This window comes from Comamonas fluminis (assembly GCF_019186805.1).
Taxonomy (GTDB): domain Bacteria; phylum Pseudomonadota; class Gammaproteobacteria; order Burkholderiales; family Burkholderiaceae_C; genus Comamonas; species Comamonas fluminis.
This window is the reverse complement of sequence record NZ_CP066783.1, coordinates 3,950,964-3,973,108: the sequence shown is the minus strand read 5'-3', so window position 1 is coordinate 3,973,108 and position 22,145 is coordinate 3,950,964. Positions and strand designations below refer to the sequence as shown.

The 22,145-nt window shown below is 60.9% G+C and carries 20 protein-coding genes; 16 read left to right on the top strand and 4 right to left on the bottom strand.

What is annotated here, in order from left to right:
- The first annotated feature begins 167 nt into the window (after positions 1 to 167).
- The 5 genes from JDW18_RS18365 (at position 168) to JDW18_RS18345 (ending at position 5,293) form a co-directional block, all read left to right on the top strand.
- Positions 168 to 1,451, top strand: coding sequence for a sensor domain-containing diguanylate cyclase (locus tag JDW18_RS18365; RefSeq protein WP_218241025.1), 1,284 nt, complete (start codon positions 168 to 170; stop codon positions 1,449 to 1,451).
- A 100-nt stretch (positions 1,452 to 1,551) separates the two neighbouring features.
- On the top strand, positions 1,552 to 2,499 hold the full coding sequence (locus tag JDW18_RS18360) for an NUDIX hydrolase (RefSeq protein ID WP_246610065.1): 948 nt from the start codon (positions 1,552 to 1,554) through the stop codon (positions 2,497 to 2,499).
- A 161-nt stretch (positions 2,500 to 2,660) separates the two neighbouring features.
- Positions 2,661 to 3,530, top strand: coding sequence for a carboxylating nicotinate-nucleotide diphosphorylase (gene nadC, locus JDW18_RS18355; protein ID WP_218241023.1), 870 nt, complete (start codon positions 2,661 to 2,663; stop codon positions 3,528 to 3,530).
- A gap of 132 nt (positions 3,531 to 3,662) precedes the next feature.
- A complete protein-coding gene (locus JDW18_RS18350; RefSeq protein WP_218241021.1) occupies positions 3,663 to 4,658 on the top strand; it encodes a tripartite tricarboxylate transporter substrate binding protein in 996 nt (331 codons plus the stop codon).
- Positions 4,659 to 4,783: 125 nt separating this feature from the next.
- Complete coding sequence (locus JDW18_RS18345) at positions 4,784 to 5,293, top strand: nuclear transport factor 2 family protein (RefSeq protein ID WP_218241019.1); 510 nt, start codon at positions 4,784 to 4,786, stop codon at positions 5,291 to 5,293.
- A 262-nt stretch (positions 5,294 to 5,555) separates the two neighbouring features.
- Here JDW18_RS18345 and JDW18_RS18340 read toward each other — a convergent pair whose 3' ends face one another.
- The gene (locus tag JDW18_RS18340) at positions 5,556 to 6,455 is read right to left on the bottom strand and encodes a LysR family transcriptional regulator (protein WP_218241017.1); all 900 of its coding nucleotides are present in this window, start codon (positions 6,453 to 6,455) and stop codon (positions 5,556 to 5,558) included.
- Positions 6,456 to 6,608: 153 nt separating this feature from the next.
- Between JDW18_RS18340 and JDW18_RS18335 the strand changes: the two genes are divergently transcribed.
- The 3 genes from JDW18_RS18335 to JDW18_RS18325 all read left to right on the top strand — a co-directional run bounded on the left by JDW18_RS18335 (position 6,609) and on the right by JDW18_RS18325 (position 11,211).
- On the top strand, positions 6,609 to 7,916 hold the full coding sequence (locus JDW18_RS18335) for a gallate dioxygenase (RefSeq protein ID WP_218241016.1): 1,308 nt from the start codon (positions 6,609 to 6,611) through the stop codon (positions 7,914 to 7,916).
- Between the two features lie 39 nt (positions 7,917 to 7,955).
- Entirely contained in the window at positions 7,956 to 9,278 is a 1,323-nt protein-coding gene (locus JDW18_RS18330) for an MFS transporter (RefSeq protein WP_218241014.1), read from the top strand.
- A 484-nt stretch (positions 9,279 to 9,762) separates the two neighbouring features.
- Entirely contained in the window at positions 9,763 to 11,211 is a 1,449-nt protein-coding gene (locus JDW18_RS18325; protein WP_218241013.1) for a carbohydrate porin, read from the top strand.
- Here the strand turns inward: JDW18_RS18325 and JDW18_RS18320 are convergent.
- Positions 11,208 to 11,723: a YqaA family protein gene (locus JDW18_RS18320; RefSeq protein ID WP_218241011.1), complete on the bottom strand. Its 516-nt coding sequence runs from the start codon at positions 11,721 to 11,723 to the stop codon at positions 11,208 to 11,210. The two genes, JDW18_RS18325 and JDW18_RS18320, sit on opposite strands and share 4 nt — an antisense overlap.
- Before the next feature lie 92 nt (positions 11,724 to 11,815).
- Between JDW18_RS18320 and JDW18_RS18315 the strand changes: the two genes are divergently transcribed.
- The 8 genes from JDW18_RS18315 (at position 11,816) to JDW18_RS18280 (ending at position 19,698) form a co-directional block, all read left to right on the top strand.
- Positions 11,816 to 12,568, top strand: a complete 753-nt coding sequence (locus JDW18_RS18315) for a M15 family metallopeptidase (protein ID WP_218241009.1) — start codon at positions 11,816 to 11,818, stop codon at positions 12,566 to 12,568.
- 168 nt (positions 12,569 to 12,736) lie between these two features.
- Positions 12,737 to 13,798 carry a tRNA dihydrouridine synthase DusB gene (dusB, locus tag JDW18_RS18310; RefSeq protein WP_218241007.1) on the top strand — a complete coding sequence of 354 codons (1,062 nt, stop codon included), beginning with the start codon at positions 12,737 to 12,739 and terminating at the stop codon, positions 13,796 to 13,798.
- Positions 13,795 to 14,028: a Fis family transcriptional regulator gene (locus JDW18_RS18305; RefSeq protein WP_218241005.1), complete on the top strand. Its 234-nt coding sequence runs from the start codon at positions 13,795 to 13,797 to the stop codon at positions 14,026 to 14,028. The genes dusB and JDW18_RS18305 overlap by 4 nt, the downstream gene beginning before the upstream one ends.
- An 87-nt stretch (positions 14,029 to 14,115) precedes the next feature.
- Positions 14,116 to 15,702, top strand: a complete 1,587-nt coding sequence (purH, locus tag JDW18_RS18300; RefSeq protein ID WP_218241003.1) for a bifunctional phosphoribosylaminoimidazolecarboxamide formyltransferase/IMP cyclohydrolase — start codon at positions 14,116 to 14,118, stop codon at positions 15,700 to 15,702.
- Between the two features lie 185 nt (positions 15,703 to 15,887).
- Complete coding sequence (locus tag JDW18_RS18295; protein WP_218241001.1) at positions 15,888 to 16,349, top strand: c-type cytochrome; 462 nt, start codon at positions 15,888 to 15,890, stop codon at positions 16,347 to 16,349.
- 105 nt (positions 16,350 to 16,454) lie between these two features.
- Positions 16,455 to 17,144, top strand: a complete 690-nt coding sequence (locus tag JDW18_RS18290; protein ID WP_218240999.1) for a phosphatase PAP2 family protein — start codon at positions 16,455 to 16,457, stop codon at positions 17,142 to 17,144.
- A 292-nt stretch (positions 17,145 to 17,436) separates the two neighbouring features.
- Positions 17,437 to 18,921, top strand: a complete 1,485-nt coding sequence (locus JDW18_RS18285; RefSeq protein WP_218240998.1) for an amino acid permease — start codon at positions 17,437 to 17,439, stop codon at positions 18,919 to 18,921.
- A gap of 138 nt (positions 18,922 to 19,059) precedes the next feature.
- Positions 19,060 to 19,698, top strand: a complete 639-nt coding sequence (locus JDW18_RS18280) for a DNA-3-methyladenine glycosylase I (protein WP_218240996.1) — start codon at positions 19,060 to 19,062, stop codon at positions 19,696 to 19,698.
- Positions 19,699 to 19,879: 181 nt separating this feature from the next.
- Here the strand turns inward: JDW18_RS18280 and hemL are convergent, their stop codons facing one another.
- Together hemL and thiD are read right to left on the bottom strand one after the other, a co-directional pair.
- A complete protein-coding gene (gene hemL, locus JDW18_RS18275; RefSeq protein WP_218240995.1) occupies positions 19,880 to 21,184 on the bottom strand; it encodes a glutamate-1-semialdehyde 2,1-aminomutase in 1,305 nt (434 codons plus the stop codon).
- Positions 21,168 to 22,145 (bottom strand): bifunctional hydroxymethylpyrimidine kinase/phosphomethylpyrimidine kinase, encoded by a 978-nt coding sequence (gene thiD, locus JDW18_RS18270; protein ID WP_218240993.1) that lies wholly within the window; start codon positions 22,143 to 22,145, stop codon positions 21,168 to 21,170. Before thiD ends, hemL begins: the two co-directional genes overlap by 17 nt.

The following is a 22,145-nucleotide window of genomic DNA, read 5'->3' as shown; positions in this document are numbered from 1 at the left end:
CAAACCCGCTATGCAGATAGCGGGTTTTTTTGTACCGTTTTCAATGAACTGGCAGGCACGGAGATACCAGCACGGGGCAAATTTTTCGTTCGCCTGCTGCTTGACAGGTATCAATAAGTAAACGATTCAGGTACAACTGCGCCATCGGGTTTGGCGGAGCTCTGTCCATGGCTGAAGTGAGCGTTTTAGGCACACCGTCTGTCAATGCGGCGCTGTTGCAGGTCGCCGTGGAGCAATCATTCAGTGCAGTGCTGATTACCAATGCGGCGCAGGACGAAAAAGGGCCGCTGATTCAGTACTGCAACGAAGCGCTGTGCGCCATGACGGGTTATACCCGCGATGAGCTGATAGGGCAGTCGCCCCGCATTCTGGGCGGGCCGCAAACCGATCGCGAGGTATTGCAGCGACTGCGCGAGTGCTTGCGCGAAGGGCGCTATTTTGAAGGCCGCGCCATCAATTACCGAAAGAATGGCGAAACCTATTGCGTGGAGTGGAATATCTCCCCCGTGCGCGACAGCAATGGGCAGATATGCCATTTTGTGTCGGTGCAGCGCGATATTTCTGCCCAGGTGCGGGCCGAGCAGGATTTGCAACTGCTGGCGCGGGCGCTGAATGCGGCGGATGAAGCGATTTTGCTGGCAGACCAGCAGTTGCGAGTCGTCTTTGTCAACCATGCCTTCGAGGAACTGACCGGCTATTCCTATGCCGAGTTCAAGGGCCAGTCTGTCACGCTGCTGCGCTCAGGCATTCACGGGATGGATTTTTACCGGCAGATGGAAGACACCGTGGCCAATGGCCGGAGTTTTCGGGCCACGTTCGTCAATCGCCATAAAAGTGGCAGCCTGTACTACGCAGAGCAAAGCGTGACGGCTTTGCGCAACGATGCGGGTGAAATCACCCACTATGTGGGTGTGTCCAGAGATGTGAGCGATGCGGTTGAGCGCGAAATGGCACTGCGCGAGCAGGCTACCCGGGACAAGCTCAGCGGGCTGCTCAACCGCCATGCGGGCGAGTCCGAACTCAAGCGCTGCCAGGCGCTGGCGGTTTCTCAAGGGCAGTCGTATGGGTTGATTCTGGTCGATATCGATTATTTCAAGCGCGTGAACGATCAGTTTGGCCATGCCGTGGGCGACCGGGTGATTCAGATGGTGGGCAAAGCCCTGTCTGACAAGGTGCGCCATTACGACCGGGTGGTGCGCTGGGGCGGTGAGGAGTTTCTGGTCATCCTCTCGAACGTGAGTGTGAATGAAGCGCTGGAGTCTGCCGAGCGCATTCGCAGTGCCGTGGCGGCGTGCGAGGATGCCGAGGCTGGGCGTCTTACCATCTCGCTGGGCGTGGGGGTGTGGCAATCGCATGAAACCGAGGAGACGCTGCTGCACCGCACCGATTGCGCGCTGTACCGGGCCAAGGAGCGTGGACGAAACCAGGTGGCGTTGGCTACAGGCATGTAAGAACGCGCTGGTTGATCTCCTCGCGCTGCCGAGTGTGCCGCGCAGTCTTTGCTAGCCCGTAGAATTTGCCCATTTTCAAGATGCCGGAGCGCGACAAGTTTTGATCGGTTCGAACGAATTCACAGCCCATTCAGTGCAGGCCGATCTGGTGGCGGTTCTGGTGGCCGTCACCGGCGGACAGCCTCGCATTCTGACCACCCGCTCAGGGCTGGCGCTGCCTGCCGGGCCGTTCACCAGCAATCACCGCTCGCTGCAGGCCAGCCTGCGGGCCTGGGTGGAGACACAAACCCACCATCCGCTGGGTTTTGTGGAGCAGCTCTACACATTTGCAGACCGCGACCGCTCGCAGGAGCTGGGCATGCGCGCCATCTCCATCAGCTATCTGGCGCTGACGCGCGAGCTCGATGAGGCGGGGCAGGCCCAGCCGGGCTGGCAGGACTGGTACCGCTACTTCCCCTGGGAAGACTGGCGCGAAGGCATGCCTGCCGTGGTGCAGGAAAAAATTGCGCCTGCACTGCAGGATTGGAGCGAGGCTGCTTCAGATAGCGTAGCTAGAAGCGCACGCTGGCAAAGGGCTGCAATGACTTTTGGCCTGGGTGACCATGAGTGGAACGAAGAGCTGGTGCTGCAGCGCTATGAGCTGCTGTTCGAGGCCGGTTTTGTCGCCGAATCCTGGCGCGACGGTGCACCTGCACCTGCCGCGCAGTTGTTGCCGGGCATGGCCATGAGCAACGACCATCGCCGCATTCTGGCCACCGGCATGGCGCGGCTGCGCGCCAAGATCAAATACCGCCCCGTGGTGTTTGAGCTGATGCCCGAGGAATTCTCGCTGCTGCAGCTGCAGCAGGCGGTGGAAGCTTTGGCCGGGCGCTGCCTGCACAAGCAGAACTTTCGCCGCCTGATTGAGCAGCAGGCGCTGGTCGAAGAAACCGGCCAGATGACAGCGGCTGGCGCAGGGCGCCCGGCCAAGCTGTTTCGTTTTCAGCGCAATGTGATGCTGGAGCGCGCCATTGCAGGCAACAAGCTGCCGCTGGCAAGAGATCACTGACCCGCCTTTTTTCAGGTTCATCGCCCGCTGTTCTGATGACTGAATTGACGAACGGGGTCTTGACCTTAATAATGCTCAGAGTTAGCATAATTGCGTGAAACCCCTTACGACGCGATGCAGGAGACAGGCATCGCGTTTTTTACTCTATACAAATACTCAAAATGAGCATTAATAAAATCGCCGCCTTGCCCGTTTCACCCCTGCCCGATGTGATGCTGGAGCCGCTGGTGCGCATGGCCTTGCTGGAAGACCTGGGCCGCGCGGGGGACCTGACCACAGACACCATTGTGCCTGCCGACGCAACGGACGAATTGCGTCTGGTGGCTCGCCAGGAGGGCGTGCTGGCAGGCCTTGATCTGGCGCGTCTGGCATTTACGCTGATGGATGGGCAGATGCAGTTCGAAGTCAGCTGCAGCGATGGCACGCTGCTCCAACCGGGCACGGAAATCGCCTGCATTCGCGGCAAAAGCCGCGCCATGCTGACGGCCGAGCGCACTGCGCTCAACTACCTCTGCCATTTAAGCGGTGTGGCCACAGCCACGCATTCGATTGCCGAGGCCATCAAGTCCTTTGGCACCCGCGTGACTTGCACGCGCAAGACCATGCCGGGCCTGCGTTCGCTGCAAAAGTACGCGGTGCGCGTGGGCGGCGGCAGCAATCACCGCTTTGGTCTGGATGATGCCGTGCTCATCAAGGACAACCACATTGCCTTGGCCGGAGATCTGGCTACAGCCGTGGGCCGGGCGCGGGCGGGCGTGGGCCATATGGTCAAGATTGAGCTGGAGGTGGACACGCTGGCGCAGCTGGATATGGCGCTGTCGCTGGGTGTGGATGTGGTGCTGCTGGACAACATGAGTCTGGACGATTTGCGCACTGCTGTGGGCATGTGCAAGGGGCGGGCGATTACCGAAGCCTCGGGCCGCATCACACCTGAAACCGCCCCTGCTGTGGCTGCCACGGGCGTGGGCCAGATCGCCGTGGGCTGGCTGACGCATAGCGCCAGGGTGCTGGATATTGGCCTGGATGTATGAAATTACCCCCCCTGAGCCGCTGCGCGGCTTCCCCCAAGGGGGACGACAGCTTCGCTGCGCGGCGGCGCTTGCTTGCTGTCTCTGGGTTGGGCCGTGCTTCGTTTGAGGCTTGTCGGTTGGAAGGAGGGTGTGATGTCATCGACATCTAAGCGTCGCGGGCTTGTCGTGTTGGCTGCGGCGGTTGTGGCAACGGCCTGTGCTGGCCTGTGGCAGGCCCGCACGGGCACTGCCGCCATGCGCTTTGAAAAGCCCATCACCATTGTTGTGACCTTTCCGCCAGGTGGCGGCACAGACCTGCTGGCACGCAAGCTGGGGGCTGAGCTGCAGCAGCGCATAGGGCAGACGGTGGTGGTGGAAAACCGGCCCGGCGCCAGCGGCAATATCGGTGCGCGTGAAGTGGCGCAGGCCAAGGGCGATGGCAGCACGCTGCTGATGGTCAACAGTACCTTTGCCATCAACCCGGGTGTGTACCGGCATCTGGATTTTGACCCTCAGAAGGACTTCAAGGCCGTGTTCAATGCGGGCACGATTGCATCGGTACTGGTGGTGCCTGCATCCAGCAGCATTCACAGCATGGCCGATGTGCTGGCTAAGACTTCAAAGGCCTTGCCCCTGGGTTTTGCCAGTTGCGGCAATGGCACGCCTCAGCATATGGCGGGTGAGATGCTGGCGCAGGCGGCTCGCACGCACTTGCAGCATGTGCCTTACAAGGGCTGTGGCCCGGCTGTCACAGCGGTGGCTGCCGCTCAGGTTCCGCTAGGCATGGTGACTGCCAGCAGCGCTGCGCCTTTGATGGAGGCGGGGCGGATAAGGGCGATTGCAATTACGGCGCCCAAGCGTGTGGCTCAGATGCCCCAGGTTCCTGTCGTGGCAGAGCAGGGCTTGAAGGGCTTTGCCGTGCAGCAGTGGCATGGCCTGCTGGCACCAGCGGCAACACCTGATGCGGTGGTGGCAAGGCTGAATCAGGTGCTCAATGAGATCGTGCAGCAACCTGCAATGCAGCAGGCGCTGGGCCAGCAGGGCTATAGCTTGCTTGAGCAGACACCGCAGCAGTTTGCGCAGCAGATACAGGCCGATATGCAGCGCTATGCCTTGCTCAGCGAGAGTCTGGGCTTGAAGGTTGATTGAGCAGCTTTGCAGGCAGTCGGGTCCCAAGGGCGAAGTTGACCGACAGGACTTGATGTCGCTGGCTGCGGCTGGCATGGGCTGAAGTCAGCGATAAACAGGTTTTGTCACTTCACGGATGGCCTGACATGTCCAAAAAACGTATTTCTTCGCTTGCGGCCTTGAGCCTGATTGCTGCCACCCTGGCCCTTGGTGCCTGCTCTAGCCAGCCCGGTAACGCGGGCGCGGGCAGTGCTGTTGTGCAAATCGATGCGGCGGTGAAGGCGCAGCGCAACAAGCAAAGCGCAGTCACGTTCTACGACCAGTTTTTCAACAAGCACGACCTGACGGCGGCAGACCGCTTTATTGGCGACAGCTATACCCAGCACAACCCGCGTGTGCCCAATGGCAAGGCCGCTTTCGTGGGTGCTTTCCAGCAGATTTTTGCGCAAAACCCCCAGCGCCAAAGCCGCATCACACAGGCCATTGCGGATGGCGATCTGGTGGCGCTGCATGTGCACACCACCACCGGCCCGCAGGATCGCGGCGTGGCGATCGTGGATATCTTTCGCTTTGATGCCAACGGCAAGATCGTCGAGCACTGGGATGTGATTCAGCCTGTGCCCGAGTCAACCGCTAGCGGAAACTCAATGTTCTAGGGTCTGTTGAGATTTAGGCGGGGATCGCATTGCAGCGACAGGAGGCTGGATGCTAGGCGCATGACCGAAGCAATGCTCATGCCTTGCAAGGGCATGCAACAACGCAGACGGCTTCCTGTCGCTGCAACCCAAAGGGAGGGACTCTGGCCGCTCGCCACTCGTCGTTGCGCGTCTTGTGCGGGTGGGCACCCGCACGGCGTCACGCGCCTAGATTGGCAAGCGGCCAGAATCCTTCGCGACCTCGCTCAATTCTCAACAGGCCCTAAATTTTTTGCACATGGTGCGCAGCGCGATGCAGGTGCGCCGTGAGCTGGCGCAGCACCGGTGACAGCATGGCGTTGCTGCGCATGATGGCTCCAACTTCCAGTGGCAGGCCGCGCTCGCGGATGGGAATGATGGAGATATGCGCTGCCGCCAGCGCACCGCGTGCAATCTGCTCTGGCATGAGGGCGATGCAGTCGCCCGAGACCACCAGCGACAGCAGAGCCAGTGTGGAGTTGACCAGTGCCCCCACATGGGGTGGCGGCAGGCCATGCTGGGCAAACAGCAGCTTGGCGTAGCCTGACTCGCCGCTGGCGCCAGTCAGCACCCAGCGGGCATCCTGAAGATCACGCAATTCCTTGGCCTTGAGCCAGCGGCTGCCCTTGCGTACCGTGGGCACCATGGTGGTCTGCAGCAGGCGCTCGACCATGAACTCACCGGCAGGCAGGTCGGCGGGAATGCCGCCTACGGTCACATCCACTTCTTCGCTGCGCAGGCTGTGCAGCGGCTCCACATAAAGCTCCTCACTCACGCGTAGGCGAATTTGCGGAAATTCCTGGCCAAAGGTGCGCAGGGTTTCGGGAATCAGCAGCATCACGGCCAGCGGCACGGCACCGATATGTACCTCGCCCACCATTTGCCCATTCATCTGGCGTATGGCGGTGACGGCGCTGCCCAGCTCGCGCGTGGCTCTGAGCGCATGTTCGTACAGCAGGCGGCCCTGCGCCGTGGGCGTGACGCCGCGAGAGCTGCGCTGCAGCAGCTCGGCACCCAGCTCCAGTTCCAGCTCGCGGATGGTTTTGGTCAGCGCAGGCTGAGACAGGCCCACGCGCCTTGCGGCTGAGCGCAGGCTGCCATCTTCAACGGCAGCAATCAAGGCATTCAAGGTGGCAAGTTTCATGGCGAAGGGCGGCAGTGCATGTGCCAAGCACTGTAGCGATAACCGCTGTTTATCGCGCCTTGCTTGCCTGCATCTTCCCTGTGAGCAGGGGCTTGCGAACAATGGCGCGCTCGGCCGCAACGCATGGCCGCGGCCAGCCCAAGGAGATAGAACATGGCACAGATCATTGGCGCAATTGCCGCCTCGCATACCCCGACCATCGGCTTTGCTGTCGATGCCAACAAACAGCAGGACCCCGTTTGGGCGCCCATTTTCGAGGGCTTTGAGCCCGTGCAGCAATGGATCAAACAGCGCAAGCCCGATGTGCTGTTCATGATCTACAACGACCACGTGACTTCATTCTTCTTCGACCACTACTCGGCGTTTGCGCTGGGCGTGGGCGAAAAGTACGAAGTGGCCGATGAAGGCGGCGGCGCACGCGATTTGCCTGCCATCGGTGGCCACAGTGCGCTGGCACGCCATATTGGCCAGTCGCTGATGAGCGAAGAGTTCGATATGTCCTTTTTCCAGGACAAGGCACTGGACCATGGCTGCTTCTCGCCGCTGTCCGTGATGTGCGACAAGACAGAGCAGGGCTGGCCGCTGCAGATCGTGCCGCTGCAGGTGGGGGTGCTGCAGTTTCCCGTGCCATCGGGCCGCCGCTGCTACAAGCTGGGCCAGGCGCTGCGTCGCGCCATCGAAAGCTATCCCGAAGACCTCAAGGTCGCCATTGTGGCGACGGGCGGCCTGTCGCACCAAGTGCATGGTGAGCGTGCAGGCTTCAACAACCAGCCCTGGGATCAGGAGTTTTTGCAGCTGATCGAAAAAGACCCTGAGTATCTGGCTTCGCTCACGCAGGCAGAACTGGCAGAGCTGGGCGGCATGGAAGGTGCTGAAGTCATCATGTGGCTCATCATGCGCGGTGCGCTCTCGGCCAATGTGCGCAAGGTGCATCAGAGCTATTACCTGCCCTCCATGACGGGCATTGCCGTCGCCATCTATGAAAACGAGGCCCAGCAGCAGCCCTTGCCCGGCCCGATTGCGCGGCACCAGGCCCGCATGGCGCTGGAGCTGGCGGGAGCGGAAAAGCTGGCGGGCAGCTATCCGTTCACGCTGGAGCGCAGCGTCAAGGCCTACCGCCTCAACCGCTATCTGCATGAACTCATCCATCCCGAATTTCGCAGCGCCTTCCGTGCTGACGAAGAAGCCACTTATGCGCAAGCCGGTCTCACTGCCGAGGAGCAGGAGCTGGTGCGCAGCCGCAACTGGCGCGGACTGATTCACTATGGCGTGATCTTTTTCATGCTGGAAAAACTGGGCGCGGTTATCGGCGTCTCCAATCTGCATATCTATGCGGCCATGCGTGGCCAGAGCCTGGAGGAGTTTCAGAAAACACGCAATGCGCCCAACGCGCTGTATTCCGTGGCCGGCAAGGAAGGGCTGGCGCGGATTGCCGATGGCTTCAAGGCCACGGCTCAGTAAGAAGCCATGTCGCCAAAAAACAAATTCCAAGGAGCAGACATGTCGAAATCTTCCTCTCTCAATATCCGCGAGTTCATCAACCAGCATGCGCTTTCGCGCAACCAGTGGGTGCTGATTGCGCTGTGCTTTTGTATCGTTGCCGTGGATGGCATGGACGTGGCCATCATGGGCTTTGTCGCGCCTTCTATCATTGCTGAATGGGGAATCTCTCGCCCCGCATTCGGCGCCGTGATGGGCGCTGCGCCCATTGGCCTGGCCATTGGTGCGCTGGTGGCGGGCTCGTCATCGGACTGGTGGGGGCGGCGCAAGGTGCTGCTGGGCTCGGTGCTGTTCTTCGGCCTGTGCACGCTGTGCACTGCCCATGCCTCGAATGTGACCGAGATGGCACTATGGCGTCTGCTGACAGGCCTGGGCCTGGGTGCGGCCATGCCCAATGCCACAACACTGCTGTCCGAATATGTGCCTGAGCACCGCCGCTCCTTTCTGGTGGCTGCCATGTTCACGGGCTTCAATCTGGGCTCGGGCGTGGTGGGCTTTATCGCGGCGGGGCTCATCCCTCACTGGGGCTGGCAGTCGGTGCTCTATGTGGGTGGTGCGCTGCCCCTGCTCATGCTGCCGCTGCTGTATCTGTACCTGCCAGAGTCGGCGCGTTTCATGGTGACACGTGGGATGAGTGCGGATCGCATCGCCAAGGTGCTGGGCCGTGTGACCCAGGTTCCCATGGCCGATATTCAGCGCTTTGAAAGTGGTGAGCCAGCGGTGGCCGCACGCCAGCCCATTGCCGTTCTGTTCAGCCAGGGCTTCAAGCTGCGCACTCTGACTCTGTGGTCCACCTATTTCATGGGGCTGCTGGTGATTTATCTCACCACCAGCTGGCTGCCAACCATGATGAAGGATGCCGGCATGAGCGTGGACCGCGCTGCCACCGTGACAGCCATGTTTCAGGTGGGCGGCACCGTGGGTGCGCTGCTGGTGGGCTGGCTGATGGACCGCTTCAACGCCAACCGGGTGATTGCCGCTTCCTACCTGCTGGGCGCGGTGGCGCTGGTCTGCACGGGCAAGATTGGCTTGCTGTCGGCATCGCTGGTGGTGCTGGTGACCTGTGTGGGCTTTTGCCTCAGCGGTGCGCAGACTGGCCTCAACGGCTTTGCTCCCGGCTGCTATCCCACACTGGCACGAGCTACGGGTGTCAGCTGGATGCTGGGCGTGGGCCGGCTGGGCTCCATCGTGGGCTCGTCGATTGGTGGTGTGCTGCTCAGCCAGGGCTGGGGCTTCAGTGGCATCTTCTACGCGCTGGCGGTGCCTGCAGTGCTTGCCAGCTTGTCCATCCTGCTCAATCGAAGAGGGTTGAGCACTCAGTAAGAACCAAGCCCGGGCCATCCGGGCTTTTCTATTTTGATAGCTACCTGCGCTATAAAGACACTGGCTTGGTGCATATATGACGATGTGATGACAACGCAGCAAAGGTCATGGCCTGTGGCGTAGTCACACCGCGATACAAAGCGATATTGCAGTGCAGCATGGGCTGCCTATAATCCGCGCAATTTCATTTCATAAGGACGGCAGTGACTAGCTGCTCAAGTGATTGTTGTAGGCCGGTGACATGCATCGGTGCGCTGCAGGCTCGCTGACGTCTTTGTGTGAGCCACAGGGTGCAGAGGGCGATCTGCTCCTGGCGTCCCTTTGCGGCACTGGCCTTTTCCATTTTCCCTCAACGATATCTGCGCATGGCTTGCCTGGAGCCATGCCTGCATGCGTTGCTGGCTGATGGCTTCTTTTCCGGGCGGATAGCACGCTGTTTCTGCCACCAATTCAAAGTGGTGCGAATGCGTAGCGAGGAATTTGAATGCGCGAACCCAAATCAATGAGCCGACGCGAGCGCGGCTGGCGTGTCTGTGCGGTCGGCGTGGCCGCTCTTTGCCTGGCATGGGGTGTGCCGGCGGTAGCTCAAGTCGTTGATGAACCACAGGCGGCCGCGCCTGCAGTTTCGCCTGCCGCAGATTCGCCTGCCGCAGTTTCGTCTGCCGCAGAAACAGCGGCAGCGACGGTAGAGCCAGAGAAGTGGAATGCCCACTTGCAAAGCACTTATGTCTGGCAAAGAAAGCGCGCCTTTTCTGCGCCTTACAGCGGCCCGATGAGCTTGTCGCCCGAGCGTGAACGCAGCTATTCGCTGACCGCAACAGCTTCCTTTGGTTATCGCCCCTGGGCTGGCGGCGAGGTGTATCTGGATCTGGAAGGCGCCAAAGGCATTGCGCTATCGCACCTGGCCGGTCTTGGCGGTCCCACCAATGGCGAGCTGGCCAAGACGGCGGGGTCGCAATTCAAGGTGTACCGCGCACGCGCCTATCTGCGCCAGACCTGGAACCAGGGCGGCGAGCTGGAAGCGGTGGAGTCAGATGCTGGCCAGCTGGCTGGCATGGTGGACAAGCGCCGCACCGTGCTCACGGTGGGCAATATGGCGGTCATCGATCTCTTTGACGACAACCGCTACAACCACGACCCGCGCACCCAGTTCATGAACTGGTCGCTGATGACGCAGGGCGCGTTTGACTACGCAGCCGATGCGCGTGGCTATACCTGGGGCGCGGTCATTGAGTGGTTCCATGATGACTGGGAACTGCGCTTTGGCCGCTTCATCCAGCCCAAGGAGCCCAATGGCCAGCCGCTGGACTACCGCATCTTCAAGCACTATGGCGATCAGATCGAAATCGCCCACGCCCACACGCTGGCTGGCCAGCCCGGCAAGCTGCGCGCGTTGGCGTTTCGCAATCATGCGGTGATGAGCAGCTATAGCGACGCCCTGAGCCAGGCGGCGCAGACCGGGGCAGTGCCCGACCTGAATACCGCCCGCTATGGCGCCAAAAGCAAGCATGGCTTTGGCCTGAATCTGGAGCAGGCGCTGACGGACGATGTAGGCCTGTTTGCCCGCGCCAGCTGGGCCGATGGCAAGACCGAAATCTATGCCTTCACGGAAATCGACCGCTCTTTGTCTGCCGGTTTGCTGATTCAGGGGCGCAAATGGGGCCGCGCCAAGGATACGCTGGGCATCGGCGTGGTGCGCAACTTTCTGTCTTCCACCCACCGGCAGTATCTGGCCGCTGGCGGCATGGGTCCGTTCATTGGCGATGGCCGCATGAACTACAAGCCCGAGGACATTCTGGAGATGTTCTACAGCGTGGGGCTAGGCAAGAAATCCAGCGTCAGCTTTGACTGGCAGCATATTCGCAATCCCGCATACAACGCCGATCGCGGCCCGGTCAACGCGCTGGCGGTGCGCCTGCACACCGAGTTTTAAAACAGGTGGCTGATGATCTGGTGCAGGCCCGCTGTCATCAGCGTGTAGCGCAGAAACTTGCCAATCGCCATATAGAACACGCAGGCCCAGAAGGGAAGGCGCAGCCAGCCGGCCACGGCACACAGCGGGTCGCCCACCACGGGCAGCCAGCTCAGCAGGCAGGCCTTGGCGCCGTACTTGCGCAGCCAGTAGCGGGCAATGCGGTGCCAGCGTGACTGGTTGTGCATGCTTTTGCGCGCCGGCGGTGTTTCTTGCTGGTGGCGCAGCTTGCGGGCCTTGTTCCAGGCCTTGTGTGCGCCCAGCCCCATCCACCAACTGATGGCGCCGCCAATGGTGTTGCCTGCCGTGGCCACCACTACGGCGGGCCAGAACAGCTCGGGGCTGGCCGTGACCAGGGCGGCCACCACAGGCTCGGAGCCCAGCGGCAGCAGCGTAGCCGAGACCAGCGCCACAATAAAAACCGTGCTCAGACCCAGCTCCGGCAGGGCCAGCCATTGCAGCACTTGATGCATCCATGCTTCCATAGGGGCGTAAGTTTAGGCTGCGGCACAATCGCGCATTCGACCAATATCCTGCAAGGTCGCTAGCGTATGGAGATATCAGCATGAGTTTTCAGCCCCGGGTTGCGGTTGCGGCTTTTACTTTAATTTTGATAGCTGGCTGCGCACAGAATATGGGCACTACGCCACCATCAGAGGAAAAAGCGGCGGCTGATCTGGTGCCGCTGGCCAGTGTGGCTGCCGGGGTGAGGCAGGACATGCGCTATGCCACGCGCCACAACTTCATGGGCCGGCCTGTGGCGGGCTATGAGGCGGGCGTGTGCTGGCTCAGCCGCCCGGCGGCGCAATCGCTGGCTGCTGTGCAAAAGGAACTGCTGGCCAATGGGCTGGCGATCAAGGTCTATGACTGCTACCGCCCGCAGGTGGCTGTGGATGACTTTGTGCGCTGGGGCAAGGATCAGGCCGATCAGGTGAACAAGGATATGTACTACCCGCGTGTTCCCAAAAGCGAGCTGTTCAAACGCGGCTATATTGCCGAAAAATCCGGCCACAGCCGTGCCAGCACGGTGGACATGACGCTGGTGGTGCTGGATGCCCGGCGCGCCAGCAAGCTGGTGCGTGGCCCGCTGGCCGACGGTATTGATGTGGACATGGGCACGCCCTTCGATATGTTTGACGAGCAGTCGCATACCGACAACACCCGCCAGTCCCCCGATGTGCAGCACAACCGCCGCTGGCTGCGGGCGCTGATGCAAAAGCATGGCTGGAAGAATCTGCCCGAGGAATGGTGGCACTACACCCTGGTCAGCGAGCCCTATCCCGAACAGTATTTCAACGTGCCGGTGCGCAAGAACTGACAAAAACCGAGTCTGGCTGCGGGCGAGGCTCGATAGTGACTCGCCCTGCAGGGTGATGCGGAGAGTTTGCCTTTGCTGAAAAATTGAGCAGGTATAATTCAGCCCTCTTTTCCAGCACCCGGTCGGCCTCAGGCAAGCACTGCCTGCGGCGACCCCAGAACCCCTTTCATGCCCGCTCTGCACATTGGTCATATTCCATTGGCAAATCGTTTGTTTGTCGCGCCCATGGCGGGTGTGACGGACAGGCCATTTCGCCAGTTGTGCAAGGCCCTGGGCGCGGGCTACGCGGTCAGCGAGATGGTGACATCGCGCAAAGACCTGTGGAACAGCCTGAAAACCAGCCGCCGTGCCAATCATGAAGGCGAGCCAGGCCCGATCTCCGTTCAGATCGCTGGTACCGAAGCGCCCATGATGGCCGAGGCGGCTGTCTACAACATCGAGCGCGGCGCGCAGATCATCGACATCAACATGGGCTGCCCGGCCAAGAAGGTCTGCAACAAATGGGCGGGTTCCGCCCTGATGCAGAACGAACCCCTGGCCGTGGAGATTGCCCGTGCTGTCGTCGAGGCTGCACGCCCCTACAACGTGCCCGTTACGCTGAAGATGCGCACCGGCTGGTGCGATGAGCACAAAAACGCCGTTCTGCTGGCGCGCCAGTTTGAAGACGTGGGCATTCAGATGCTGACGGTGCATGGTCGCACCCGCGAGCAAGGCTACAAAGGCTTTGCCGAGTACGACACGATGGCTGCCGTCAAGCAGGCCGTGAGCGTGCCCGTGGTGGCCAATGGCGATATCAACAGCCCCGAGAAAGCCCGCGATGTGCTGGCCTACACAGGGGCTGACGCCATCATGGTTGGTCGTGCAGCGCAGGGCAGGCCATGGATCTTTCGCGAGATCGCGCACTTTCTGGCAACGGGCGAGCACATGGCGCCGCCCCTGGTGGCCGAGCTGCGCCGCCTGCTGCTGGAGCACCTACAGGATCACTACAGCCTGTATGGCGAGGGAACGGGTGTTCGCAGCGCACGCAAGCATATTGCGTGGTATCTGCGGGCTCTTCCGGGTGGGGAAGAATTCAGAAAACACATCAACACTATTGAGGACTGCGCGGTGCAATGGCAGGCCGTAGCGGACTATCTGGATGCCTTGGCGCAGCAGATGGACCGCATACCGGCTGTCACGGCTGCTGCTGATAGCAGCGAGCTGGAAGAACCCGCAGGAATGACTGCATGAGCAATCAGAATTTAGAACAAGTCGTGCGCGACAGCCTGGAGGGCTACTTCCGCGATCTCGAAGGCGAAACACCCGCCAATGTCTATGACATGGTGATTCGTCTCGTCGAGAAGCCTTTGCTGGAAGTCGTCATGAACCAGGCCGACAACAACCAGTCGCGTGCTGCGGACTGGCTGGGCCTGAACCGCAACACCCTGCGCAAAAAACTGCTGGACCACCAGCTGCTTTGAGTTGTAGTGCTTCCAAATCCATAGCTGCAAGCGTTTGATACATATGCGCTTGCAGCTTGTTTTTATCCAAACTTTGAATTGACGCCCATGAAAGCTCTGATCTCCGTCTCTGACAAGACCGGTATCGTCGAATTTGCGCAAGCCCTGCACGCTCTGGGCGTGCAGCTGCTGTCCACCGGTGGCACTGCCAAGCTGCTGGCCGACAAGGGCCTGCCTGTGACCGAAGTGGCGGAAGTCACCAAATTCCCCGAAATGCTGGATGGCCGCGTCAAGACCCTGCACCCCATGGTGCACGGCGGCCTGCTGGCCCGCCGCGACACGCCTGCCCACATGGCAGCGCTGAAGGAGCACGGCATCGAGACCATCGACCTGCTGGTCGTGAACCTCTACCCCTTTGAAGCCACCGTGGCCAAGGCTGGCTGCACACTGGCTGACGCCATCGAGAACATCGACATCGGCGGCCCCGCCATGGTGCGTTCCGCCGCCAAGAACTGGAAGGATGTGGGCGTTGTCACCGCTGCAGACCAGTACGAAGCCGTGCTGGGCGAGCTCAAGGCCGCTGGCAAGCTGAGCAACAAGCTGCGTTTCGATCTGTCGGTCGCTGCATTCAACCGCATCAGCCAGTACGACGGTGCCATCAGCAACTACCTGTCTTCCGTGAAGTTCGAAGACGAAAAGCTGAGCGAAGAATATGTGCCTGAGCGCGCATCCTTCCCGGGCCAGTTCAACGAGCAGTACCTGAAGGTGCAAGACCTGCGCTATGGCGAAAACAGCCACCAGCAAGCCGCCTGGTACCGCGACGTGAACGTGGCTGATGGCTCGCTGGCCACTGGCGTGCAACTGCAGGGCAAGGAGTTGAGCTACAACAACATCGCTGATGCCGATGCCGCCTGGGAATGCGTCAAGAGCTTTGAGGTGCCAGCCTGCGTCATCATCAAGCACGCCAACCCCTGCGGCGTGGCCGTGGGTGCCAACCCCTTCGAGGCTTATTCCAAGGCCTTCCAGACCGACCCCACCAGCGCGTTCGGCGGCATCATCGCCTTCAACCGCCCTGTGGACAAGGCCGCTGCCGAAGCTGTGTCCAAGCAGTTCGTCGAAGTGCTGATGGCCCCCGACTTCAGCGCCGAAGCGCTGGAAATCTTCAAGGCCAAGGTCAATGTGCGCCTGATGAAGATTGCACTGCCTGCCAACTACGGTGCCGTGCGCAATGCGCTGGAAACCAAGCGCGTGGGCTCGGGCCTGCTGCTGCAATCGGCTGACAACCATGAACTCAAGCTCGAAGAGCTGAAGGTCGTGACTATCAAGCAACCCACGCAAGAAGAACTGCAAGACCTGCTGTTTGCCTGGAAGGTTGCCAAGTTCGTCAAGTCCAACGCCATCGTCTTCTGCAAGAACGGCATGACCATGGGCGTGGGCGCTGGCCAGATGTCGCGCCTGGACTCGGCACGCATCGCCTCCATCAAGGCAGAAGCGGCCAAGCTGTCGCTGCAGAACACCGTCGTGGCGTCGGATGCCTTCTTCCCCTTCCGCGACGGTCTGGATGTGGTGGTCGATGCAGGTGCAACCTGCGTGGCACAGCCCGGCGGCTCCATGCGTGATCAGGAAGTGATCGACGCGGCGAACGAGCGTGGCGTGGCGATGGTGTTCACCGGCGTGCGCCATTTCCGTCACTAAAAACACCCCCTGAGGCGCTTTGCGCCTTCCCCCTCTCTCTACGCGCTGCGCGCTAGGGAGGGGGACGACAGCCTCGCTGCGGGGCGGCCCTTGCTTGCTGTCCCTTTGATGGGGTGTGCTTGTTCGGGTAATGTGCTCAATGGCTGGCGTTTGCTGGCCATACTTTTTTGTGAATCTGCTTTGCTATGACTGACCCTATCGACGACGAAGAAAACTACCCGCCTCGGCCGCGCTGGATTGGCTGGCTGATCGGGCTGGTCATGCTGGCTTCTGCGGCGGGCGTGGCCAATATTGGCTGGCGCATCATGCGGGTCAGCACAGCTGAGAAGGCGGCGGATGCGATGGTGGAGACCAAGCCTGAGCTGGCGCAGGCTCGCAAGCTCGTGGAGGGCGCTGACTGCATGCGCTGCCATGGGCTGGATCGCAAGTTTGTGGGCCCGGGCTTTACCGAGATTGCGCAGAAGTATGCGGCGCAGGCTGATGCTCAGAGCTATCTGGCTGGCAAGATTCGCGGCGGCAGTGTGGGTGTCTGGGGCAATGTCATCATGCCGCGCCATCCTCAGGTGAGTGAGGCGGATGCCTTGCAAATGGCACGCTGGGTGATGTCGGCCAAGGCTCTGGAGACACCAGACGCATCAGACAAGTAAGCAGCCAGTGATACTCGAAGGCCCAAAGCGTAATGCTTTGGGCCTTTTGTCTTTTTTGCCTTTCAGACTACGGTGCAGCTTGCGCAGCCATTTCATAATCCGCGCATGACCGAGCCCGTGACCGCCGCCTCTCAGCCCCACAAACCCCACCCCCCGTCCTCGCGCAAGCAGCGCGGCTTTGTGTTCTGGGCGGTCTGGGTGTTGATTGCGTCTTATGCGGTCTATCCCACGGCCAACTGGCTGGCCAGTCTGCGCGATCAGCGCTATGACTTCATCACGCGCTGGGACGCCATGATTCCGCTGGTGCCGGAATTCATCTTTGTCTATTTCTCCTTTTTTCCGTTTCTGCTGCTACCGCTGTGGCTGGTGCAGCAGCCGGTGCTGTCGGCGCTGGGTAAGCGCCAGATTGCGGGCACGCTGATCTGCGGGCTGGTCTTTGTGCTGTTCCCGGCCAATCTGGCGTTTGAGCGCGTCATCCCGGACGCGGAGCCTTACCGCAGCATCTTCTCGGCCATGTTTTTTGTGGACAAGCCGCACAATCTGCTGCCCTCGCTGCACATCGTCTATACGGCGCTGACCTGTCTGGCCATCTGCCAGTGTCAGTGGGGCAAGGGGCGCGTCTGGCTGTGTCTGGGCGTGGTGGCATGGAGTGCTGCCATCTGCGCGTCCACCATGCTGGTGCACCAGCACCATGTTCTGGATGTCGTCACAGCGCTGGTGCTGGTGGCATTTCTGTGGGTGCTGATTCGTCCCATACCCCTGTCGCCAGAGCTGCCGCAGGCGGGGCCGGTCTGAAAGAACCTGTCCATGGCAGCCCATGGAAACTTTTGAATCCTGCTTGAGTGCTCACTTACTTGCAGGAGTGCAGCGTTGACGGTGCGCTGCACGCAGGCTTCGTGAATCACGATGCTGACTAGTCTTTTTTGGCAATGCTGTGCTGCAGCGCTTGCACAAAACATGCGGTACAGGCGGTGATGCCGCAGGGAATCTGCAAGCATCTAGTGAAAACCCTAGGATGCATTTTTGACCAAACAGATGGGCCTGCTGCTGCGCCACAAGCGCGGTGTAAGAGTGCCCATGGATATGCATGCAGTGGCTGAAAACCAAAACCATTGAACAGGCGCTGGCCGATTCGGACGAGCCGGGCCGCCAGCTCCAGCGCACGCTGGGCGTTTTTGATCTGATGATTCTGGGCCTGGCCGTGGCCGTGGGCGCAGGCATCTTCTCGGTGGGCGCGCGCGCGGCGGGCAGCTTTGCCGGGCCGGCGGTGATCTTCTCCTTCATCCTGGCCGCTGCCACCTGCGCGTTGGCCATCATGTGCTATGCGGAGTTTGCTTCTACCGTGCCGGTCACCGGCAGCGCCTACACCTATACCTACCTCACGCTGGGCGAGGGGCTGGCCTGGATCATTGGCTGGAATCTGCTGCTGGAGATGATCTCGGCCGCTGCGGTGCTGGCCAAGTACTGGGGCATTTATCTGGCGGCGGTGTTCTCCACGGCGGGTATCGATATTCCGCAGACGATTCAGATCGCAGGCTTTGGCCTGAACTGGGGGCCGTTCTTCATCGTGGCCGTGTTCACCGCGCTGCTGATTGCGGGCACGCAGATTTCGGCCAAGGTCAACAACGTGTTCACCGTCATCAAACTGGTGATTACCGTGTTTGTGATCGTGGTCGGCTTCACCTATATGAACACCGACAACTTCACGCCCTTTGTGCCGCAGTCGCAGCCGCCTGTGGTGGCCCATGGCGTGACAGGCGATGTCTGGGGACAGCCCATGCTGGCCTGGCTGTTTGGCGCCGCGCCCAGCCAGTACGGCTGGCTGGGGGTGATCTCGGGGGCATCGCTGGTGTTCTTTGCGTTTCTGGGTTTTGACGTGGTGGCCACCTCGGCCGAAGAAGTCAAAGACCCGCAGCGCACGCTGCCGCGCGGCATTCTGGGCGGACTGGCGCTGGTCACGGTGCTGTACATTCTGGTCACGCTGGCGCTGACAGGCATGGTGCCCTACACCGAGCTGGCCAAGGCCGAGAACCCGTCGCTGGCCACCGCCTTCATCGCCGTGGGCGCTGGCTGGGCAGCGCAGGTGATTTCGGTGGGCGTGCTGATCGGCATGACCACCGTGGTTATGGTGCTGCTGATGGGCAGCTCCCGCGTGCTGCTGGCCCTGTGCCGCGATGGCCTGCTGCCGCGCAGCTGGGGCGTGACATCGGTCAAGCGCAAGACGCCGGTGCGACTGCAACTGGCCGTGGGCGTGATCGTGGCCGTGCTGGCGGGCTTTACCAAGGTGGAGCTGCTGGAAGAGATGATCAACATCGGCACGCTGTCGGCCTTTGTGCTGGTCAGTATTGGCGTGCTGGTGCTGCGCAAAAAGCGGCCCGAATCAAGCACTGGTTACCGCGTGCCTTTTATGCCGGTGTTGCCCGTGCTCTCGGCGCTGCTGTGCTTTTATCTGATGCTCAACCTCACCACGCTGACCTGGCTACGCTTTCTGGGCTGGATGGCGCTGGGCGCAGTGATCTATATGGCCTATGGCATGCGGCATTCGCGGCTGGCGCAAGCTTATAAAAAGTGAGCAACTGCCGCCTGTTATTGAATGGTTTCAATTGGATTTATTGCTGAAACCCTTTGAGATAAGGCACAGGCAGCTATCAAAATGAAAGCCCTGTGGTGAGATCACTGCAGGGCTTTTTCATTGGTTAGAGTGCAGGGTATGAGCGCTGAAACCACTGCATCTTCCGCACCCCCGTCGCCCACCCAGCCCGCCGAAGACGGCCAGCACCGCTGCCGCTGGTGTCTGGCCACGCCGCTGTACGTGAGCTATCACGACAAGGAATGGGGCTTTCCGGTGGGGCAAGACCAGCGCCTGTTTGAAAAGCTGTGTCTGGAAGGCTTTCAGTCCGGCCTGAGCTGGCTGACCATCCTCAACAAGCGCGAGAACTTTCGCGCCGGTTTTGCGGGCTTTGATTTCCACAAGGTCGCCCAGTTTGATGAGGCTGATGTGGCGCGCCTGCTGCAGGATGCGGGCATTGTTCGCCACCGCGGCAAGATTGAAGCCGTGATCAACAATGCGCAGCGCGCTATCGAAATGGTAGAAGCTGAAGGCTCGCTGGCGGCATTTTTCTGGCGCTATGCACCGAAGAACGCTTCCACAGGCACAGACATTCAGGCGCAGACCGCCGAATCACTGGCCTTATCCAAAGAACTCAAAAAGCGCGGCTGGAAGTTTGTCGGCCCCACCACCATGTACGCGCTGATGCAGGCCATGGGCATGGTCAACGATCACGCGCCGGGCTGCGTGACGCGTGTCGCGGTAGACAAAGCGCGCAAGGCTTTCAAGTTGCCCAAATAAAAACACCCCGGGGCAGAGCGGGGCGTATTCATCAGCCAATTGAGAGTCAATTAGCTGAGCTTGGAAACTGGCGCACTCCAAGTCAAGGACATCAAGCAAGAGCCGCCCCGCAGCGAGGATGTCGTCCCCCTCCCGCGTAGCGAGAGAGGGGGAGGCCGCAAAGCGGCTCAGGGGGAGACCTTCAAAGTGTTTTAAACACTTGCTTGGCGGCTTCGATCGTGCGGTCGATGTCTTCATCCGTGTGGGCAGCGCTCACAAAACCGGCTTCGTACAGTGCTGGCGCAAAGTAGTGGCCGCGGTCCAGCATGCCGTGGTAGAACTTGTTGAAGACCTTGCCGTCGGTCTTCATCACCTCGGCGTAGGTGCTGGGCAGTTCAGGCAGGAAGTAGAAGCCAAACAGACCGCCTTGCCAGTCTACGCTGAACGGAATGCCGGCAGCCTTGGCTTCGGACTTCAGACCTTGCATCAGATGGCCGGTCTTCAGGTGCAGATCGGCGTGGAAGCCGGGGCGGCTGATGAGTTCCAGCGTTTTCAGGCCGCAGGCCGTGGCAATGGGGTTGCCAGACAGCGTGCCGGCTTGGTAGACCGGGCCCAGGGGCGAGAGCTTTTCCATGATCTCGCGGCGGGCGCCAAAGGCGGCCATAGGCATGCCGCCACCGATCACCTTGCCCATCACCGTGATGTCAGGCGCAAAGCCTTCGATTTCCTTGGCGTACACGCTTTGCGCGCCGCCCAGGGCCACGCGGAAACCGGTCATCACCTCGTCGTACACCATCAGCGCGCCGTGTTCCTTCGTCAGCTCGCGGATGCGGCGGGTGAAATCGACGCTGGCGCGCACAAAGTTCATATTGCCGGCGATGGGCTCCATGATGACGCAGGCGATTTCGCTGCCCATCTTGGCAAAGGCTTCTTCCAGCTGGGCGACATCGTTGTACTCCAGCACGATGGTGTCCTTGGCCACATCGGCAGGCACGCCGGCCGACGACGAAGCGCCAAAGGTGGCCAGACCTGAGCCTGCCTTGACCAGCAGCGCATCCGCGTGGCCGTGGTAGCAGCCGTTGAACTTGATGATCTTGTTGCGGCCGGTGTAGCCGCGCGCCAGGCGCAGCGCGCTCATGCCCGCTTCGGTGCCAGAGCTGACCATGCGCACCATGTCCATGCTGGGCATCAGCTCACGGATTTTTTCGGCCAGCACCACTTCGCGCTCGGTAGGGGCGCCGTAGCTGAAGCCTTCCAGCACGGCGGCCTGCACGGCCTCCACCACTTCGGGGTGGCCGTGGCCCAGGATCATGGGGCCCCAGCTGCCGATGTAGTCGGTGAACTGCTGGTCGTTCTGGTCCCAGAAGTAGGGGCCTTGGGCGCGTTTCACAAAACGGGGGGTACCGCCTACAGCGGCAAAGGCACGTACGGGGGAGTTGACGCCGCCAGGGATCACGTCCTTGGCGCGTTCGAACAATGCAATATTCAGGTCAGTGTTTTGTGTCATGAGAGGGCATCACAAAGCCTTCAATGGGCTTTGTCTCAGGTTCATTGTCAGAAGAGGCTTCGGCTTCATCAGCCTCACCGTCGTCGTCGGCATCATCGTCTTCGGGCTGGGCCCAGAACAGACGGTCGGGCACGTAGTGGCCCATGCCGGGTCTAAAGCCTGCATCCAGGCTGTGGTCCAGGTATTCCAGCGCTTCCAGCGTGGCCACGCCCAGGTCGTTTCCGGTGGCCAGCAGAGCTGTCAGCGCGGCAGACAGCGTATCGCCCGCGCCGGTAAAGGAGGCGTCGAACATTTCGTACTTGCTGTTGCCCAGAACGGTCTGGGCTGTGGTCAGCACGTTATCGACAAACTGGTCAGGCAAGGGAATACCCGTAACCAGTACATAGGGCACTTCCAGCGCTTCGGCCGCCATGGCAATGTCGCGGGCGGTTGGGCTGCGGCTGTGCTCCCAGTCGGGCAGCAACCAGCGCCAGAGGGTATTGTGGTTTCCAACCAACACTGAGGTTTGAGGCAGGACAAGTTCCTTGAAGGCGTCCAGGTACTGATCCTGCTTGTCGTCTTCCCACCAGGACAGGTCCGGCATATAGCTGATGACGGGAATGTCCGGGTAGTCGGAAGAAATCTCGGCAATGGCGCTGAGGTTGGCGGGGCCACCCACAAAGCCGACCTTGATCGCCGTCACGGGAATGTCTTCCAGCACGGCACGGGCCTGCTCGGTGACGGCTTCATCATCCAGAGCAAAGTGCTCGTAAATGCGCGCCGTGTCTCGGGCATAGGCGCCGCACGTTACAGGCAGGGCATGGCCGCCCACGGAGGAGATCGTCGAGATGTCGGCAGACAGACCGCTGGCGCCGCTGGGGTCGCTGCTGTTGAAGACCAGCACGCAGATCGGCGCTGTTTCTGTAGCCTGCTCTTCGCGGCTGGAACGGGGGGAAGGAGAGGAGATGGGGTTGGTTGCCAT

Bases quoted from the DNA above. Each gene is read 5' to 3' on its own strand.
- JDW18_RS18295 (WP_218241001.1), top strand. From the start codon at position 15,888: ATGACTGACCCTATCGACGACGAAGAAAACTACCCGCCTCGGCCGCGC.
- dusB (WP_218241007.1), top strand. From the start codon at position 12,737: ATGCCCGCTCTGCACATTGGTCATATTCCATTGGCAAATCGTTTGTTT.
- JDW18_RS18365 (WP_218241025.1), top strand. From the start codon at position 168: ATGGCTGAAGTGAGCGTTTTAGGCACACCGTCTGTCAATGCGGCGCTG.
- JDW18_RS18290 (WP_218240999.1), top strand. From the start codon at position 16,455: ATGACCGAGCCCGTGACCGCCGCCTCTCAGCCCCACAAACCCCACCCC.
- hemL (WP_218240995.1), bottom strand. From the start codon at position 21,184: ATGACACAAAACACTGACCTGAATATTGCATTGTTCGAACGCGCCAAG.
- nadC (WP_218241023.1), top strand. From the start codon at position 2,661: ATGAGCATTAATAAAATCGCCGCCTTGCCCGTTTCACCCCTGCCCGAT.
- JDW18_RS18280 (WP_218240996.1), top strand. From the start codon at position 19,060: ATGAGCGCTGAAACCACTGCATCTTCCGCACCCCCGTCGCCCACCCAG.
- purH (WP_218241003.1), top strand. From the start codon at position 14,116: ATGAAAGCTCTGATCTCCGTCTCTGACAAGACCGGTATCGTCGAATTT.
- JDW18_RS18325 (WP_218241013.1), top strand. From the start codon at position 9,763: ATGCGCGAACCCAAATCAATGAGCCGACGCGAGCGCGGCTGGCGTGTC.
- thiD (WP_218240993.1), bottom strand. From the start codon at position 22,145: ATGGCAACCAACCCCATCTCCTCTCCTTCCCCCCGTTCCAGCCGCGAA.
- JDW18_RS18285 (WP_218240998.1), top strand. From the start codon at position 17,437: ATGCAGTGGCTGAAAACCAAAACCATTGAACAGGCGCTGGCCGATTCG.
- JDW18_RS18305 (WP_218241005.1), top strand. From the start codon at position 13,795: ATGAGCAATCAGAATTTAGAACAAGTCGTGCGCGACAGCCTGGAGGGC.
- JDW18_RS18345 (WP_218241019.1), top strand. From the start codon at position 4,784: ATGTCCAAAAAACGTATTTCTTCGCTTGCGGCCTTGAGCCTGATTGCT.
- JDW18_RS18340 (WP_218241017.1), bottom strand. From the start codon at position 6,455: ATGAAACTTGCCACCTTGAATGCCTTGATTGCTGCCGTTGAAGATGGC.
- JDW18_RS18335 (WP_218241016.1), top strand. From the start codon at position 6,609: ATGGCACAGATCATTGGCGCAATTGCCGCCTCGCATACCCCGACCATC.
- JDW18_RS18320 (WP_218241011.1), bottom strand. From the start codon at position 11,723: ATGCATCAAGTGCTGCAATGGCTGGCCCTGCCGGAGCTGGGTCTGAGC.
- JDW18_RS18330 (WP_218241014.1), top strand. From the start codon at position 7,956: ATGTCGAAATCTTCCTCTCTCAATATCCGCGAGTTCATCAACCAGCAT.
- JDW18_RS18315 (WP_218241009.1), top strand. From the start codon at position 11,816: ATGAGTTTTCAGCCCCGGGTTGCGGTTGCGGCTTTTACTTTAATTTTG.
- JDW18_RS18350 (WP_218241021.1), top strand. From the start codon at position 3,663: ATGTCATCGACATCTAAGCGTCGCGGGCTTGTCGTGTTGGCTGCGGCG.